Origin of the sequence: Aquiflexum sp. TKW24L (genome assembly GCF_023502205.1) — a bacterium.
Lineage (GTDB): Bacteria > Bacteroidota > Bacteroidia > Cytophagales > Cyclobacteriaceae > Cognataquiflexum.
This window is the reverse complement of sequence record NZ_JAMFLG010000009.1, coordinates 89,058-104,365: the sequence shown is the minus strand read 5'-3', so window position 1 is coordinate 104,365 and position 15,308 is coordinate 89,058. Positions and strand designations below refer to the sequence as shown.

Sequence of the window (15,308 nt, the reverse complement as noted above, 5' to 3'; positions counted from 1 at the left end):
TATCTCTATATAAAATTTAAATCATCTGGTAATAATTATCAAAAAGGGTTCTACGAAGGAGGAAATGCAAAAAACCCTGACTATTACCAGTAAAAAGAAAAAAGGATTTGAAGCATCAAAATTTTCAGGAATAATCAATCTGGCTGAAGATCCTGTAAAAATTCAGCAAAAGCTCCGTGATGAATGGAAATAAGTTAAATTCATAATTACACTCATTTCCTTATATTAGCCTAAAATCTTCTATTTGAGAATAGAAATCTTTCCGAGAATTCCGTTTTAACTAATAGCACCAATAAGGCCGATTGCATGAAAAGAACCTTTTTCAAATCCAAAGTATCCCTCATTGCCCTGATACTTTGGTTTTCATTGGCCAATCATTCCTATTCCCAAAAATTTATCCTTCTTCAAAAGGGTTCTAATACCAAAACTGCCCTCCGATTTCAGATCGGTGAGGAAATAACGTACAAGTCCACCAAGTTTGATTATTATGTCACTGATGTGATCGTCGATATCAAAACAGACATCATCGTCCTTTCTGAAAATGTGCTCCAACCTAAGGAAATCACCGTGGTCGATATCCGCAACAAGGACCCAAGAAACCATACGATTAGAAATCTTTCCTACCTGAGCATGGGTGCAGGAGTTATTTTTCTTCTTGTCAATACTGTCAACAGCCTTTATCATCAAGGAGACTTAAAACAATTGGAAGATTCTTGGGCTTTGCCAGTCGGGCTTTTGGCAGGAGGATATGTGATATCCAAACTCAAGTATAAAGAGTTCAAACACAAAGGTGACAATAAAATACAGCTTATTATTCTGTATGGAGATTGAATCCGAATAGGTAAACCGGGGATTTTTTACGACTTTTGCACCTCAAAAACTAAATAAATTATGACATCAGACCAGTTGAAAGACTTGAGAGCCCGCGTTTCGGCTTTGAGGAGGTATCTTTGACTACGATAAGAAGAAAGCAGAAATAGAAGATTTAGAGGCTGTTTCATCACAGGCCGGTTTCTGGAATGATTCCGAAGAAGCGGAGAAAATAATGAAGCAAATCCAAGCCAAAAAAACTTGGACCTCCCCTTTTGAGAAATTGGAAACCAGCCTTCAGGATCTCGAAGTATTGTTCGACTTTTATTCTTCAGATGAAGTTTCCGAAGAGGAAATGAAATCCGAATACAAAGAAGTTTTGGGAGAGGTGGAAGACCTCGAACTCAAAAAAATGCTCAGCAGCGAGGAGGACCAACTCAATGCAGTGCTTGAAATCAACCCCGGAGCCGGCGGAACTGAAAGTAACGATTGGGCTTCGATCTTGATGAGAATGTATATCATGTGGGGCGAAAAAAATGGGTATAAAGTTCGTGAAGTGGATTTGCAGGAAGGTGAAGTAGCCGGAATCAAATCCTGTACCTTGGAATTTGAAGGTCCTTTGGCATATGGCTTCCTAAAATCTGAGATCGGTGTTCACCGTTTGGTTAGGATTTCGCCTTTTGATAGTAATGGAAGAAGACATACTTCATTTGCTTCAGTATATGCCTATCCCGAGGTAGATGATACCATTGAGATTGACATCAATCCTGCAGATGTTGAGCTACATACATCACGCTCAGGTGGTGCAGGTGGACAGAATGTAAACAAGGTCGAAACCAAGGTCCAGCTGACCCACAAACCAACAGGAATCGTGGTAGTCTGTCAGATTGAGCGTTCTCAGCTTGCTAATAGAGAAAAAGCCATGCAGATGTTGAAGTCTAGGCTTTATCAGATGGAGATGGAGAAGAGGAATGCAGAGCGGGCTAAAGTAGAATCAGGTAAACTGAGGATTGACTTTGGTTCTCAGATTAGAAATTACGTCCTCCATCCTTACAAATTGGTAAAAGACGCCAGAACCGGCTACGAAACATCAGATACCCAAAGTGTACTTGATGGGAATATCAATGAGTTTATTAAGGCATTTTTACTTGCACAAAGCGAAGAAGAAGCCAGCCAAGATTGACCTTTTTAACTTGACAATCCTGATTCAGACAGGTTCTGGATCAGGATTGTTTTATTTCTAACATAACTCCTTCATGAGATTTTTACCTCCATTCTTTACATTGGATTATTTTCTCCTCTGCTTGAGTTCATTTTTGTTTTTTTCCAGCTTCAACATGATCATTCCGGAGCTTCCCTCCTATTTGAGTTCGTTGGGTGGGGAGGATTATAAAGGGTTGATCATTGCTTTATTTACACTTTCAGCAGGACTTTCTAGACCTTTTAGCGGTAAGTTGGCAGACAAAATCGGACGGATTCCGGTGATGGTTTTTGGTGCTGTTGTATGTATCATCGCCAGCTTAGCCTATCCTATTATTACTTCGGTAGCAGGATTTCTTTTTTTGCGGTTTATGCATGGATTCTCAACAGGCTTCACTCCAACAGGTATTTCAGCCTATGTTGCGGATATTGTTCCATTTACCAGAAGAGGTGAAGCAATGGGAATCCAATCCTTGTTTGGTTCGTTAGGAATGGCTGCGGGTCCGGCTACGGGTGGATATATCGGTTCTATTTGGGGGATTCAGCCTCTTTTTTATACGTCTGCTTTTACAGCCATTCTTTCGATTCTGATTTTGATCAGATTGAAGGAGACTGTCTCACAGCCTGAAAAATTCCATCCAAGGTTATTGAAATTGAAGCGGGATGAATTGATAGAAAAAAGAGTTTTGGCTCCTTCTCTTGTTTTATTTCTGACAGTTTTTTCATTCGGGGCCGTACTTACGATCGTTCCGGATTTTTCAGAGCATTTAGGAATTTTGAACAAAGGGCTTTTCTTTGCTGTATTCACGCTTTCTTCATTAGGAATCAGAATCATAGCGGGCAGGGCTTCTGACAAATATGGCAGAATCCCTGTGATGCTGGTGGCCTGCCTTTCTATGGGAGTATCAATGTTTCTGATCGGATTTGCAGAATCAAAAGCCATGTTTCTTTTTGGTGGAGTAATTTTCGGTGCATCGGTTGGTATGAATTCCCCGACTATCTCAGCATGGACAATAGACCTTTCTTTGGATCAGTTTAGGGGTAGGGCATTGGCAACCATGTATATCGCCTTGGAATCAGGAATTGGCGTTGGAGCTTTGGTATCAGGCTATGTGTATGCCAACAAATCAGGCAATTTCCCATTGGTTTTTTCGATAGCTGGTATATTTTCATTAATCGCATTTGTTATACTGCTTTTCTTGAGAAATACCCAAAAAAAAACCACGTTCAGTGCATAACCCAGTAATATTATAATCAAAAAAGTAAAAATTACCAATTTCATAAAATTTTTATCAAAAAGTTAAATTAATTGGTTTAATATGAATTATTAAAATTTTTTAACAACTTTTTTTGCAATTAAAATATTTTATTTTGTTTTTAAAGATTATTTTTAGATTCGATTATCAATTGATTCTCTAAATGTTAGTCTGGAACACCAAGTTTACTGTCATTTATATCTCAACCGTAGTATTGGCTATTGCCTTTCTTCTCTTGGATTTAAAGGTTGGGTTCTTTCTATTTAATCTATCGACACTTCCAATTTTGATTTTTGGACTTTTGATGAAGTTCAAAAAAAATCCTCATGCTTTAATGACTTTGATGATAGTAGCTACAATCTTTTCCTTTACAGGAGATTTTTTGATGCTTCTTGATATTGAAGAAAGTCTGTTCAAAACTATAGGAATCTGCACTTTCATTGTGGCCCAGACCAGCTATGGACTTTTGTTTTATTTATCCACGCAATTTTCAGAACAAAGTATAAGGCCATCTCTTTCAAAAAGATGGCCTGAATTACTCGCATTTCTTGTTTTGGGGATTTATGCAGCTATTGTGTTGGAATATACCAATGAGTTTTTTCTGCCAGGATTATTATATTCCTTTTTTGGGATCAGTACTTTTGTTATGGCCATCAACAGGAGGTTTTTTGTCAGCAGGAAAAGTTTTGTACTAGTAGCAATAGGAGCTTTTTTGTTTATCCTAAGCGCTTCACTTACTGGTTTTGACCTGTTCGCAACCAATAAAATCAGATACGCAATCGCTATTATTTTTTATTCCGGCGGTCATTACCTTTGCAGTTTTGGGATTCTGACCCAAATCGATGAAATAACCAACGAAGAGATTCCGGTCAAATCATAATTTAAGCAAACTTATGGATTGTCCAAAAATCCGTTTTTCCTTGGAATCGGCATGATTTCGACCTGCCTTCCATTTAAGTAAGTTACTTTTTCTCCGTCAAAATAGGCACCTTCTTCCAATTGCACTCTCAGCTCTTTATTCCATTCCTTTAGAAAAACAACAGCATTGAGCTCAATTGCATAAACAGTATTTGGATACAAAGGATAATCACCTGCGCCCGGAGTATCTCCTTGGTTGTCCCACATTCCGATGGTTGGACCTGACGCATGGCCATGAATGCCAAGTGGATGAGAATAAATACTGCCTTTGATCCCTTGGGCATCCATGCCTTTTCTGGTTTCTTTAAGAATTTGATTTCCTGTACGCCCAGTTACAAAATTTGAAGTAAGAATATCCTGAAGTCCATTGCCGACTTTCATGGCATCTTTGAGGTATTGAGGGACCTCATTTTCTCCTAGTTTCAATACATAGGCAAGCTGCTGGGTATCGGTATTCAACCTTAGGTAAGAAATACCAAAATCTATGTGAAGCATGTCACCTGGCATAATTACCTCGGAATCTGCTTTGACAGCGAAAGACCTCAACTGACCCTGTGATGCAGGATCTGCCCTTTGGATATCGACCGAAGGGTGAAACCACGTATCCAATTTAAGTGCTTTGATTCTTTCTCTGTACCACCACACCACATCATCAGTAGTGGTGACACCCGGCGTAATCACTTCTTCTGATAGCCCATCTGCAATGATGTCATTGGCGATAGTCTGGAGGTGGCGATAGGTTGCCATTTCGGAAGGAGTACGAGTTTCCAACCATCCAACAGCAAGATTTTGTGCAGAGGTGATTTTGCTTTGGAAATTTTCAGGGAGATATGACTTAAGGGTATTGTATTCGGTCACATTAAGCCCATCTGCATGCCCAAAATCCTTGGCAATATTCAATCCGATTTTTTTAGGGTTTTTCTCCACGATCAATTCTGAAAGTCGCTTCCATTGGTCAGGTTGTGTATCGGGATCCCAAGCTTTTTTGAAAGATTTACCGACATCATATCTCGCTACCGCATAGGTTTCGACAGTGGCCGAACCTGGCGCTTTGTACAACACCAACATCGTTCTTCTTCTTGCTGCATGCCATGTGGCAGGCAAAAAAGTCTTAATCACAGGGTCTTCATTGTACTCCCTCGATATGATTACCCACATATCGATATCTGACCTGTCCATCAGCGCGGGCAAAAGCGTTTGGATTCGTTCCTCCAACCAAGAGTCTATTACAGCTGCCTGTTCTCTTTGGGATAAAATATGTGGTGTTTGCGCTGAAAGGACTCCAATGAATCCAGCAAATAAAATAAATGCAAGTAATAATTTTCTCATATCAGTTTCCAAATTTAATCTCGGAAAATAGAAAGAAAACTCAATATTAAAAAGGTAAACTATGCCACTGAAATATTGCTTCCTTGTTTAAGAAGCAACCTTTGGCTCAGTTTATGAAAACGGTAAAGCAACATGATCCCGGTAACTGTCAGTCCGATCAGTAGTCCTACCCAGATTCCAATTTCCTCCATACCATAGGAAAAAGCCAATACATAGCCCAAAGGCAAACCTATCACCCAATATGCCACCAAGGTCACTATAGTTGGCACCCTCACATCGGACATACCTCTTAGAGCACCGAGCCCAACGACCTGTATCCCATCTGACAATTGAAAAAAACCTGCAATGATCAGCAAGGTGGCACTCATCTGTATGACCGACACATCGTCAATATACAGGGAAGGCAAAAATTCCCTAAATACAATAAAGATGACAGCTGCCACACTCATGAAAATAGCCACCATTACAAATACCGTAAATCCTGCCTCCCGAAGTGTCCTGATGTCGTTACGTCCCAACTGATTCCCAACCCTGATCATCGCTGCTGTCGAAAGGCCGGAAGCCATCATATAGCTGATAGATGCAAGGTTAATAGCGATCTGATGTGCAGCAAGGGCAGTCACTCCGATCCAACCCATCATGATAGCGGCAGCACTGAATGCACCAACCTCAAATATAAATTGAAATCCGGTCGGTACTCCGATTTTGATCAATTTGGAAAACATGGGGAAAGACAGTTTTTTAAATCCCAAACTCAGGCTGTAAGGCTTATAGCGCTTTGAATTCCAAACATAATAAGCCATCATTAATCCCATCATTACCCTAGAAATCAATGTAGCCCAACCTGCTCCATTTAATCCAAGAGCCGGAAAACCAAGATTCCCATAGATCATCACCCAATTCAAAAACACATTAATGCCATTACAAAAAATGGTGATATACATCGCTTGTTTGGTTTGAGACAGCCCCTCAGCAAATTGCTTGAATGTCTGAAAAAACATAAAAGGAAGTAAAGAAAAAGTAATTATCGCCAAATATGGAATTGCCAAAATGACGACTTCCTCGGGTTGGTTGAGGTGCTTGAGAAATGGTGATGCCATCAAAATCAAAAAAAACATCATTATCCCTCCTACCATATTAATAGTAAAACCATGGTTAAATAACCTGGAAATTCGCTTTGACTTCCCATTCCCATCTGCCATAGCGACCAAGGGAGTCATTGCCATGGATACGCCGATTCCAAACATCAAAACCACAAAGAAAATACTGTTGGCTAAGGAAGCAGCCGCAAGGGGAATGGCTCCTAACCTTCCTACCATCATGCTATCCGCTACTCCAACCAATACCTGACCCAACTGGCTGAGCATGACAGGATAGGCAAGATAAAAAGTGGTAGAAAAATTTTCTTTGAAATTGGAAATCTTCATCTTTGAAATAGTCTACATCAAATATTAAGAATCCTTGCTACCTTCAATAGTGCTGCCACAGAGATTGCATCAGTAATTTCTCCATCCATGACTTTTTTGATGGCCTCACTGAGGGGGAGTTTGAGTACCTGTAGCTGTTCAGTCTCTTCAAATTCCGTTTCTCCTAGGGTGAGTTCCTCTGCCATGAAAACAAAGCCTTCTTCATCTGTCACAGAATTTGAAGTATGTATTCTCATAATTTTGGTCCATTTTTTAGCTGAAAGGCCTGTTTCTTCTTTCAGCTCTCGTTTTGCAGAATCCAAATCATCTTGTTCAACAGGTCCTCCTCCCATGGGGATTTCCCAAGAATACTCGTCTAGAGTGTATCGATACTGTCCAACAAGCCAGGTATTGAAGTCATTGTCTAATGGGACTATGGCCAATGCTTTATTCTTAAATGTGACCTTGCCGTATATCCCGTCTTTGCCGGATGGATTCACCACTTGGTGTTCCTCCAGTTTGATCCAGGGATTTTCGTATATATTTTCTTTGGATTTGGTTTTCCAAGGATTTTCCATGATGGTTTCCAATAAAAAAAGGGTGACTTTTGGCCACCCTTGTGATTTATGCTTTATAAACTTTAGACAGGGATCGGCAATACTTTGCTGTCCTTAAAAGTAGAAAGAATCACCATGGATTGCATGGAATCGACTTCTTTAATTTCACTTACCTTTTCCAGCATCAATTTTTGATATGCTGTAATGTCTTTGGCAATAATTTTCAAAATAAAGTCACCTGTTCCCGTGATGTGGTGGCACTCGATTACTTCCTGGATTTCATTGATTTCTTTCATAAAAGCGTCAATGTTTCCTTTATTATGTCCTATCAGACTGACCAATACAAATGTACTAACTCCAAGCCCAATTTTTTCAGGGTCCAATTTGGCATGGTAGCTTTTTATGATTCCCGATTGTTCCAATTTCTTAACTCTTTCTAAAGTCGGAGCGGGTGAAAGTCCAATATCTTTTGAAAGCTGAGCATTGGTTATTTTTGCGTTAGCCTGGAGTATCTCCAGTATTTTGCGGTCTATTTTGTCGAATTTCACTTTTATGTTATTATCCATGATTCTTGAATTTTCAAAATTTTATGTTGTACAAAGTTAATATAATTTGATAATGTTTTAAAACAAATAATCACAAATTAAAACCCCGTTTGCAAAATATTGTTTACCGTTTAGCAACTTTTCAGAATTTTTACATTGAATTGTTTTCTTCTTAGAGAAGATATTCAAATTATCTCCTGAATTTGATACATCACATACGGAAATATTATCTTAAAGTTTATTCTTTTTGATGTAATCTCTAGCTTCCTTATGAGCGGGGTGTTTTCGCTTGGCATATTTCTTGACCTGATTGAAATAGCTCTTTGCCAAAGGTTTATTTTTCTCTTGATTTGCCATTTTCCCTAAAGCAATCAGTGAATAAAGGTAATAGCCACTTTCCTGGCTTTCAGACTCTTCACCGTAAGAAAGGGTTTTGAGATAGTATTTCTTTGCTTCACTTTGATCTCCTATCCGATCATAATATTGGGCAATGTAAAAAGCCGCATATCGCCCACTATTGGATTCATATCCTACCCATTTGTCATCAATTCTTTGGAGTATCTGCTCCGACATTTCTTTGGCTTCGGTAACCCGGCCTACAGTGTACAAATGCCTGGCATATGACCGGTGGAAATATGGATTATTAGGAAACTTACCATGTAGATAGTCAGTAATCGCAAGCGCCTTGTACGGCTGTTTTTCTTCAGAAGCATAAAGCCTGAAAAGGAAATACTGGGCCTCGATCCGGGCATAAAATGCGTTCTGAGCAACATCCTCCAATTGTTTAAGCCCTAAGGCTTTGTTTCCTTTGGGAAACATAGCTACGACTGGCTTTAATAATGGGTAATTTTCGGGAATCCAAACTGAAAAATAGTTGAACAAAGCATCTCCCAATAGCAATTCGGGGCCTAACTCTTCCTCTCCCCTACTCATATTCAAATATTTAAGGGCGTTTTTTCCAGCAAAAGTTGCTCTTGTCCAACTTTTCCTCTCACTATATAGCCTCCCCTGAAAACCGTAGGCACCTGCCAAAAAGAAAGCCGCCTCTTTATTTTTTGGATTATCGTCCAACACCTTCTCAGCTTTATCGATAACGACATCCATTTGTTTGATAAACAGGTCGTCCAACTTATTATTTTCAATGTCAGGCGCGATTTTCCACCAAGTACTCAATCCCAATAAAAAATAAGGGAGGGGATGCTCAGGATATTGATATTGCATGACTCTAAATCCCCGCTCCGCATTCTCAAAGTCAAAGTTGTACAATGCATTAACATTTTCTGTGATCCTAAACTGCAAGCCTTTGTCCAACAATAAATAGGGAGATGCACTCTTGCCTACTTGGTCCAAAGGCTGATCTTGCGCAACAGAAATTCTTGCAAACATCACCAGAATCAAAACCACTAAAAACCTTCTTTTTCGCATTCTTATTCTAAATTTTCCACAAAATTATATGCAATTCCAAACAATCGTTTAGATTTGACATAATTATTTTAGATTATGTCTTTTACACCTAGTCCTATCTCACAACGCATTGAAGCCAATATAGATTTCGATAAAAGGTTGTTTTTTTTGATTTTAGTTATTTTATTTCTTTTGATAAGGTATGTTACCAATGACCTGATCCTACAGTCCATCCCCGGATATGACAAGTTGGAGTCTGAAGGGTCTTTCATGATTTTTCACATTTTCAATGCGCTGAACTATATATGGACTCCATTTGCCTTATTATGGAAATTTACTGCAACGGCATTTGTTATTTGGTTGGGAGCTTTTGCCTTTGGTTATAAAGCTCCGTTTGTTCGTCTTTGGCAATTTGTACTTGTAGCAGAATTGATTTTTATTGTCCCAGAGGTGATCAAAATGCTCGTTTACATCAAACCTTCCGATTCAGTGACCTTTGAAGAAATCAGAGACTATTACCCTATGTCGCTATTCTCATTGGTAGATGCTGAGAATATTTCACCTAGATACCACTATCCCTTGAGGGCGATCAATCTTTTTGAAGTTATTTACATTGTCTCTCTAATCTTTGGATTCCATACAGTCTGCAGACGGAGCCTAGCAGAATCCACCTTGGTCATTTTATTCAGCTATGTTTTGATGTTTTTACTATGGCTGTTGTTTTATAGTCTGGTGTACGAATAAATGTCCAACAATCATTATCTGAAGATAAATTTGCCACTTCTCAGAATTCTATAGCCCCTCAGGCTTTCAAACTTCATTACCTTTGTCAGATTAAAATTCTTTATTCTCCAAAACTGAAAAAACCATGAATCCATTATTGGACAACTTCCATACACCTTTTGAAACTGCGCCATTTGACTTGATCATACCTGAACATTACATGCCTGCCATTCAGGAAGCGATAGAGAAGGCAAAGTTAGAAATCGAGGAAATCAAAAGAGCTCCGATCCCAACTTTTGAAAATACAATAATCGCTTTGGACCAATCAGGTGAAAGACTGAATATCATTTCATCCATTTTTTTCAACCTCAACAGTGCCGAAACCAATGACCAAATTCAGGCTTTAGCCAGAGAAATCTCCCCTCTTTTAACTGCACATAGTAATGATGTACTTTTAAATGAAGCACTTTTTGCCAATATTCAGCTTGTCTACGAGCAAAAAGAAAAGCTCACGCTAACCGAAGAACAGAAAACTTTGCTGGATAAAACTTACAAAGGTTTTGTAAGAAATGGAGCTAAACTTGATGAACCCCAAAAGCAGAGGTTGCGAGAGATTGACAAAGAACTATCGCAATTGGGATTGAAGTTTGGGGAAAACGTCTTGGCCGAAACCAACAAATATGAACTGGTCATTTCGAATGAATCTGACCTTTCGGGGTTACCTGATGCTATCATTGAAGCAGCAGCTCAGACTGCTGAGGAAAAGGGAAAACCCGGCAAATGGGTCTTTAGCCTTGCCTACCCAAGCTACATCCCATTTATGATGTATTCGGAAAACAGGGAATTGAGAAAAGAATTGTTCATCGCATCAAGCACGAAATCCTGCAAAGGAGACGAATTAGACAACCAACAGCATATCAAAGACATGCTCAGGCTCAAAAACGAAAGAGCAAATCTGCTAGGCTATCCAAGGTTTTCAGATTTTGTCCTTGAAGAAAGAATGGCCAAGAGCGCTCCTAAAGTGATGGATTTTCTCCACAATTTGCTTGAAAAAGCCAAACCTAAAGCTCAGGCTGAAATTAAAGAACTTGAAAATTTTGCAAGCGAAATTGATGGTTTGGACAAAATTGAAAAATGGGATTTTTCGTTTTATTCTGAAAAACTCAAAAAACAAAAATATGAGGTAAGTGACGAATTGCTTCGACCCTATTTCAAACTTGAAAATGTCATTGAGGGAGTTTTCCTTACTTCGGAAAAATTATTTGGAATCCATTTTATTGAAAACAATGATATCCCAAAATATCATCCCGAGGTGACGACTTACGAGGTAGTGGATTCCGATGGTAATCATGTCGCCGTATTTTACGCGGATTTTTTTCCAAGAGCAGGCAAAAGGAACGGTGCCTGGATGACAAGTTTCAGAGGTCAAAAAACAGTGAAAGGAAAAGAATTTAGGCCTCATGTTTCGATCGTCTGCAACTTCACCAAACCAACCAAAACCAAACCTTCCCTCCTGACTTTCAATGAGGTCACCACGCTTTTCCATGAATTTGGCCATGCACTTCACGGCATGTTGGCAAAAGGAACCTATGAATCGCTGACAGGCACAAGTGTTTTTTGGGATTTTGTAGAACTGCCTTCTCAGATTTTTGAAAATTGGAGTTATGAAAAAGAATGTTTGGATCTTTTTGCAAAGCATTATGAAACGAGTGAGTTTATTTCTTCGGAATTGATTCAAAAAATAAAAAATGCATCAAATTTCCAACAAGGTTATCAGACCGTCAGACAAATCAGTTTTGGACTTCTGGATATGGCCTATCATGGGACCTATCCAGCTACAATCACAGATGTCTTTTCATTTGAAAAAGAGATTTTACAGCCCACTTCACTTCTTCCCGATGTCGAAGGAACATTAATGAGTACTTCCTTTTCCCATATCTTCCAAGGAGGATATGCAGCAGGATATTACAGCTATAAATGGGCAGAAGTGTTGGATGCCGATGCATTCGAATTATTTCTCGAAAAGGGTATTTTCGACAGGGAGACGGCCACTGCATTTAAGGAATTTATCTTATCAGCGGGAGGAAGGGAACATCCGGCAATATTATACAAAAGATTTAGAGGGAGGGATCCAAAACCGGATGCTTTACTCAAAAGAGCTGGATTGGTATAAAACAAAACCGGCCTTCAATCCATGTTGAAGGCCGGTTTTTAGTTTTTATATAGAACTTCTGGTTATTCAGTTTTAAAAAATCTTCCTTTCAAATAACATAAGGATTTTCAAATTTACTTGGTAACATTAAAATCCAAAGGAACTACCTTATCACCCACAAGGGCTTCATACTTCATACCTCCCAATCTTTCATTAAACTCTTTTTTTGCTTCCTGAATGATCAATGGATTTAAGATTAGGTCTTTCCCTGTCAATGCCATTGTTTTGGCAGCAAGCATCATCCCTTTATATCCAATGCTCATCCCGTCTGCTGCTACAGCTTGCCAGGTATGGGCGGCTGTGCCTGGAACCCAGGTGGCCGTACCCAAGCCAACGGTCGGTACCACATAACTCACATCCCCAACATCAGTAGAAGCAGGAAAGAAATTCAATGCATATGGTTGGACTTTTTTTGCTACATCCAAAGAAGGTATTTTAGGCGAGTTAAAGGTTTTTTGGAGTTCGGTTGCCCATTTGATTTCTTCCGCATCATATTCTACACCTCCCAAGGAGCTGAGATTTTTATGCATCTGTTTTGCCAAAGTCTCATTTGGCAGCAAGCCATACAATCCGGAAGCAAGTTCTATCTCTACCCGTGTGCCTGTGCCCATTGCGGCACCTTCGGCGGCTTTTCCTATTCGAGCCCACATGTCTTTCAATTCTGTAATATCAGGATGGCGGATCATGTACCTTACCTCCGCAAAATCCGGAACTACATTTGGCGCTAATCCTCCGCTCGAAATAATATAATGTATTCTACTTTCCTGGTCCACATGCTCACGCATCATGTTCACCATCATGTTCATTGCTTCTACAGCATCTAGGGCAGACCTTCCTCTTTCGGGGGAAGCGGCGGCATGGGCAGTCTCTCCATAAAACCTGAATCTGCCACCTATCACCGCATTACAGGTAGAAGCATTAGCAGCATTCCGGTCCGATGGGTGCCAATTGATCACTGCATCTACTCCATTGAATATTCCATCCCTAGCCATGTAAACTTTCCCTCCACCGCTTTCTTCAGCAGGTGTTCCAAAGATTTTGATGGTCGCCTTGATATTGTTGGCATCAATCCACTCCTTCAAGGCTATGCCTGAAGCGACTACAGCTGTGCCAAAAAGATTGTGTCCGCATCCATGTCCATTTCCACCTTCAACAATCACCGACCTGTAGGGCACAGCGTCTTGAGACAAACCAGGTAGGGCATCATATTCCGCAAGGAAACCGATGACAGGCCCCCCTTTATCGTAAGTGGCTACAAAGGCAGTAGGCATTCCTGCTACGCCCACTTGCACATTAAATCCGGACGCCTTCAACTCATCGATTAAAACTTTGGAGCTGGTGACTTCAAGAAATCCCAATTCAGGATTTTCCCATATTTTCCTTGCGGCTATAGAAAACCTTTCGGTATTTGCATCCAATTGCTTGACAATAAATGCCTCATGTGATGGCTCTTGGGCCATAGCCGGCAACCAAATCAACACCCCTAATAATCCAAGTAATATTCTCTTCATCGCGATAATTTTTTAATGAAATTTTTTGAAAGTAAGTGTTCTTAAAATTAAGTATCGCGAGATTAAAACAAAATAGAAAAGTGACAAAAAAGAAAATAAAAAAAGGATACGTTTTTACATATCCCTTTTTATACTCCTTAATCCATTTGAAAAGCAATTGCTGTATGAGTAGGTACAGCTTAAAACCTTAATGTCTTGTTAGATTATGATCAGAACTCCAACAAGAATTAACCATACTACGGAAGTTACCGCTAACAGTACCCGAAATTGTTTGTCCTCGTTCATAGCTTTTTTTTTGTTTAATATACTAAGTTAATTGTATTCTTTAAAAAAGGGATAAAATATTTTAATTTTTTTTACGTTTGACAAAATTATTGTCTGATAAAATCATGATAATGCTTTTGATTCTTTGACATATTCAGGGAAGTCCATTCGATTTTGATGTCTTTTGGGTATTCTCTTACTTTGCAATTTTTCATTTGACAATAATGGCAACATTTTTCGGGAATACAAGGATCAGCATGCACAAAAACTTCCATTACCCCAGGCCAAGCATCTTCCAGGGCATTTTCCAACCCTTCCACTTCATCATGGACCTCTCTAAGATCAAAGAAATAGGGGAGCGTCAGGTGTAAATCTATATGCCTATCTCCGCCATATTGCTGAACTCTCATGTTATGGATGTCAATCCAACTCGCTTTTCGGTTTTCATTAATGGTCTTGACTGTCGAGTCAATTGCTGTCGGATCCAATTCGTCCATCAATCCTGCCACGGATTTCCTAACCAGTCCATAACCTGAATAAAGGATATAGAAGGAGAAAATCACTGCAATCACTGAATCAAGAAATTGATATCCGGTAATCAGGATTACTGCCACTCCCAATACTAACAAAAAACTGGTCAAAGTATCAGTCATCAAATGCTTCCCACTCGCCTCCAATGTGATACTGTTAAGGCTTTTTCCCCTTTTTTGAAGAATCAAACCTAAAACCCCATTTACAGTACCGGAGATAGTAATCAGCAAAACACCTTGGAATAAATTTTCCAATTCGCTGGGAAAGAAAATGCTGTAAATTGACTGATAAATAATGAAAAATCCTGCTAAAATAATCAAAGTACCTTCCACCCCAGCACTAAAAAACTCGATTTTACCATGCCCGTACGGATGATTTTCATCGCGAGGCTTCGAACTAAGGTATATACTATAAGTTGCGAATCCCGCTGCAACAACATTGACGATACTTTCCAAAGCATCTGTTAGGATAGCGGTAGAATTGGTGATGTAATAAGAATAGAATTTGATTATTAACAGGACAAAACTGACAATAAATGAAACCCTGATCCAGATTGTCTTTTCTCTTTCCACTTCATTATTTTTGAACTGTTAAAAATAGAATTAAATTTAAAGAGTTTTGATATCCACCTTTGATTTGATT

Annotated in this window: 13 protein-coding genes; 6 read left to right on the top strand and 7 right to left on the bottom strand. The window is 39.3% G+C overall.

Annotated features, from left to right (window positions below; genetic code table 11):
- The first annotated feature begins 306 nt into the window (after positions 1-306).
- The 4 genes from M3O96_RS08370 to M3O96_RS08355 all read left to right on the top strand — a co-directional run bounded on the left by M3O96_RS08370 (position 307) and on the right by M3O96_RS08355 (position 4,146).
- Entirely contained in the window at positions 307-831 is a 525-nt protein-coding gene (locus tag M3O96_RS08370) for a hypothetical protein (RefSeq protein ID WP_249719888.1), read from the top strand.
- 60 nt (positions 832-891) lie between these two features.
- Positions 892-1,993, top strand: a protein-coding gene (prfB, locus tag M3O96_RS08365) for a peptide chain release factor 2 (RefSeq protein ID WP_249719887.1) whose coding sequence is annotated in 2 segments (ribosomal slippage) — positions 892-951 and positions 953-1,993 — 1,101 coding nt in all. Because the reading frame shifts where the segments join, the coding sequence is not laid out codon by codon here.
- Positions 1,994-2,066: 73 nt separating this feature from the next.
- The gene (locus tag M3O96_RS08360) at positions 2,067-3,248 is read left to right on the top strand and encodes an MFS transporter (protein ID WP_249719886.1); all 1,182 of its coding nucleotides are present in this window, start codon (positions 2,067-2,069) and stop codon (positions 3,246-3,248) included.
- 181 nt (positions 3,249-3,429) lie between these two features.
- Positions 3,430-4,146 (top strand): lysoplasmalogenase family protein, encoded by a 717-nt coding sequence (locus M3O96_RS08355; RefSeq protein ID WP_249719885.1) that lies wholly within the window; start codon positions 3,430-3,432, stop codon positions 4,144-4,146.
- Between the two features lie 11 nt (positions 4,147-4,157).
- On the opposite strand, the gene M3O96_RS08350 is transcribed toward M3O96_RS08355, so the two are convergent.
- The 5 genes from M3O96_RS08350 to M3O96_RS08330 form a co-directional block, all read right to left on the bottom strand.
- Positions 4,158-5,513, bottom strand: a complete 1,356-nt coding sequence (locus M3O96_RS08350; protein ID WP_249719884.1) for a M24 family metallopeptidase — start codon at positions 5,511-5,513, stop codon at positions 4,158-4,160.
- Between the two features lie 59 nt (positions 5,514-5,572).
- Entirely contained in the window at positions 5,573-6,940 is a 1,368-nt protein-coding gene (locus M3O96_RS08345; protein ID WP_249719883.1) for an MATE family efflux transporter, read from the bottom strand.
- A 17-nt stretch (positions 6,941-6,957) separates the two neighbouring features.
- Positions 6,958-7,497, bottom strand: a complete 540-nt coding sequence (locus tag M3O96_RS08340; RefSeq protein ID WP_249719882.1) for an NUDIX domain-containing protein — start codon at positions 7,495-7,497, stop codon at positions 6,958-6,960.
- 62 nt (positions 7,498-7,559) lie between these two features.
- On the bottom strand, positions 7,560-8,042 hold the full coding sequence (locus M3O96_RS08335; RefSeq protein WP_249719881.1) for an Lrp/AsnC family transcriptional regulator: 483 nt from the start codon (positions 8,040-8,042) through the stop codon (positions 7,560-7,562).
- A 210-nt stretch (positions 8,043-8,252) separates the two neighbouring features.
- Complete coding sequence (locus tag M3O96_RS08330) at positions 8,253-9,446, bottom strand: tetratricopeptide repeat protein (protein WP_249719880.1); 1,194 nt, start codon at positions 9,444-9,446, stop codon at positions 8,253-8,255.
- A 75-nt stretch (positions 9,447-9,521) separates the two neighbouring features.
- On the opposite strand from M3O96_RS08330, the gene M3O96_RS08325 reads away from it, so the two are divergent.
- Both M3O96_RS08325 and M3O96_RS08320 read left to right on the top strand, forming a co-directional pair.
- Positions 9,522-10,169 (top strand): sulfate ABC transporter permease, encoded by a 648-nt coding sequence (locus M3O96_RS08325; RefSeq protein ID WP_249719879.1) that lies wholly within the window; start codon positions 9,522-9,524, stop codon positions 10,167-10,169.
- 124 nt (positions 10,170-10,293) lie between these two features.
- Entirely contained in the window at positions 10,294-12,321 is a 2,028-nt protein-coding gene (locus M3O96_RS08320; RefSeq protein WP_249719878.1) for a M3 family metallopeptidase, read from the top strand.
- A 113-nt stretch (positions 12,322-12,434) separates the two neighbouring features.
- On the opposite strand, the gene M3O96_RS08315 is transcribed toward M3O96_RS08320, so the two are convergent.
- Entirely contained in the window at positions 12,435-13,871 is a 1,437-nt protein-coding gene (locus M3O96_RS08315) for an amidohydrolase (protein WP_249719877.1), read from the bottom strand.
- Between the two features lie 371 nt (positions 13,872-14,242).
- Positions 14,243-15,238, bottom strand: a complete 996-nt coding sequence (locus M3O96_RS08310) for a cation diffusion facilitator family transporter (RefSeq protein WP_249719876.1) — start codon at positions 15,236-15,238, stop codon at positions 14,243-14,245.
- Positions 15,239-15,308 lie beyond the last annotated feature (70 nt).

What these genes read in the sequence shown, in the direction of transcription:
- M3O96_RS08325 (WP_249719879.1), top strand. Translation starts at nt 9,522, where the DNA reads ATGTCTTTTACACCTAGTCCTATCTCACAACGCATTGAAGCCAATATA.
- M3O96_RS08350 (WP_249719884.1), bottom strand. Translation starts at nt 5,513, where the DNA reads ATGAGAAAATTATTACTTGCATTTATTTTATTTGCTGGATTCATTGGA.
- M3O96_RS08335 (WP_249719881.1), bottom strand. Translation starts at nt 8,042, where the DNA reads ATGGATAATAACATAAAAGTGAAATTCGACAAAATAGACCGCAAAATA.
- M3O96_RS08355 (WP_249719885.1), top strand. Translation starts at nt 3,430, where the DNA reads ATGTTAGTCTGGAACACCAAGTTTACTGTCATTTATATCTCAACCGTA.
- M3O96_RS08315 (WP_249719877.1), bottom strand. Translation starts at nt 13,871, where the DNA reads ATGAAGAGAATATTACTTGGATTATTAGGGGTGTTGATTTGGTTGCCG.
- M3O96_RS08320 (WP_249719878.1), top strand. Translation starts at nt 10,294, where the DNA reads ATGAATCCATTATTGGACAACTTCCATACACCTTTTGAAACTGCGCCA.
- M3O96_RS08330 (WP_249719880.1), bottom strand. Translation starts at nt 9,446, where the DNA reads ATGCGAAAAAGAAGGTTTTTAGTGGTTTTGATTCTGGTGATGTTTGCA.
- M3O96_RS08370 (WP_249719888.1), top strand. Translation starts at nt 307, where the DNA reads ATGAAAAGAACCTTTTTCAAATCCAAAGTATCCCTCATTGCCCTGATA.
- M3O96_RS08340 (WP_249719882.1), bottom strand. Translation starts at nt 7,497, where the DNA reads ATGGAAAATCCTTGGAAAACCAAATCCAAAGAAAATATATACGAAAAT.
- M3O96_RS08345 (WP_249719883.1), bottom strand. Translation starts at nt 6,940, where the DNA reads ATGAAGATTTCCAATTTCAAAGAAAATTTTTCTACCACTTTTTATCTT.
- M3O96_RS08360 (WP_249719886.1), top strand. Translation starts at nt 2,067, where the DNA reads ATGAGATTTTTACCTCCATTCTTTACATTGGATTATTTTCTCCTCTGC.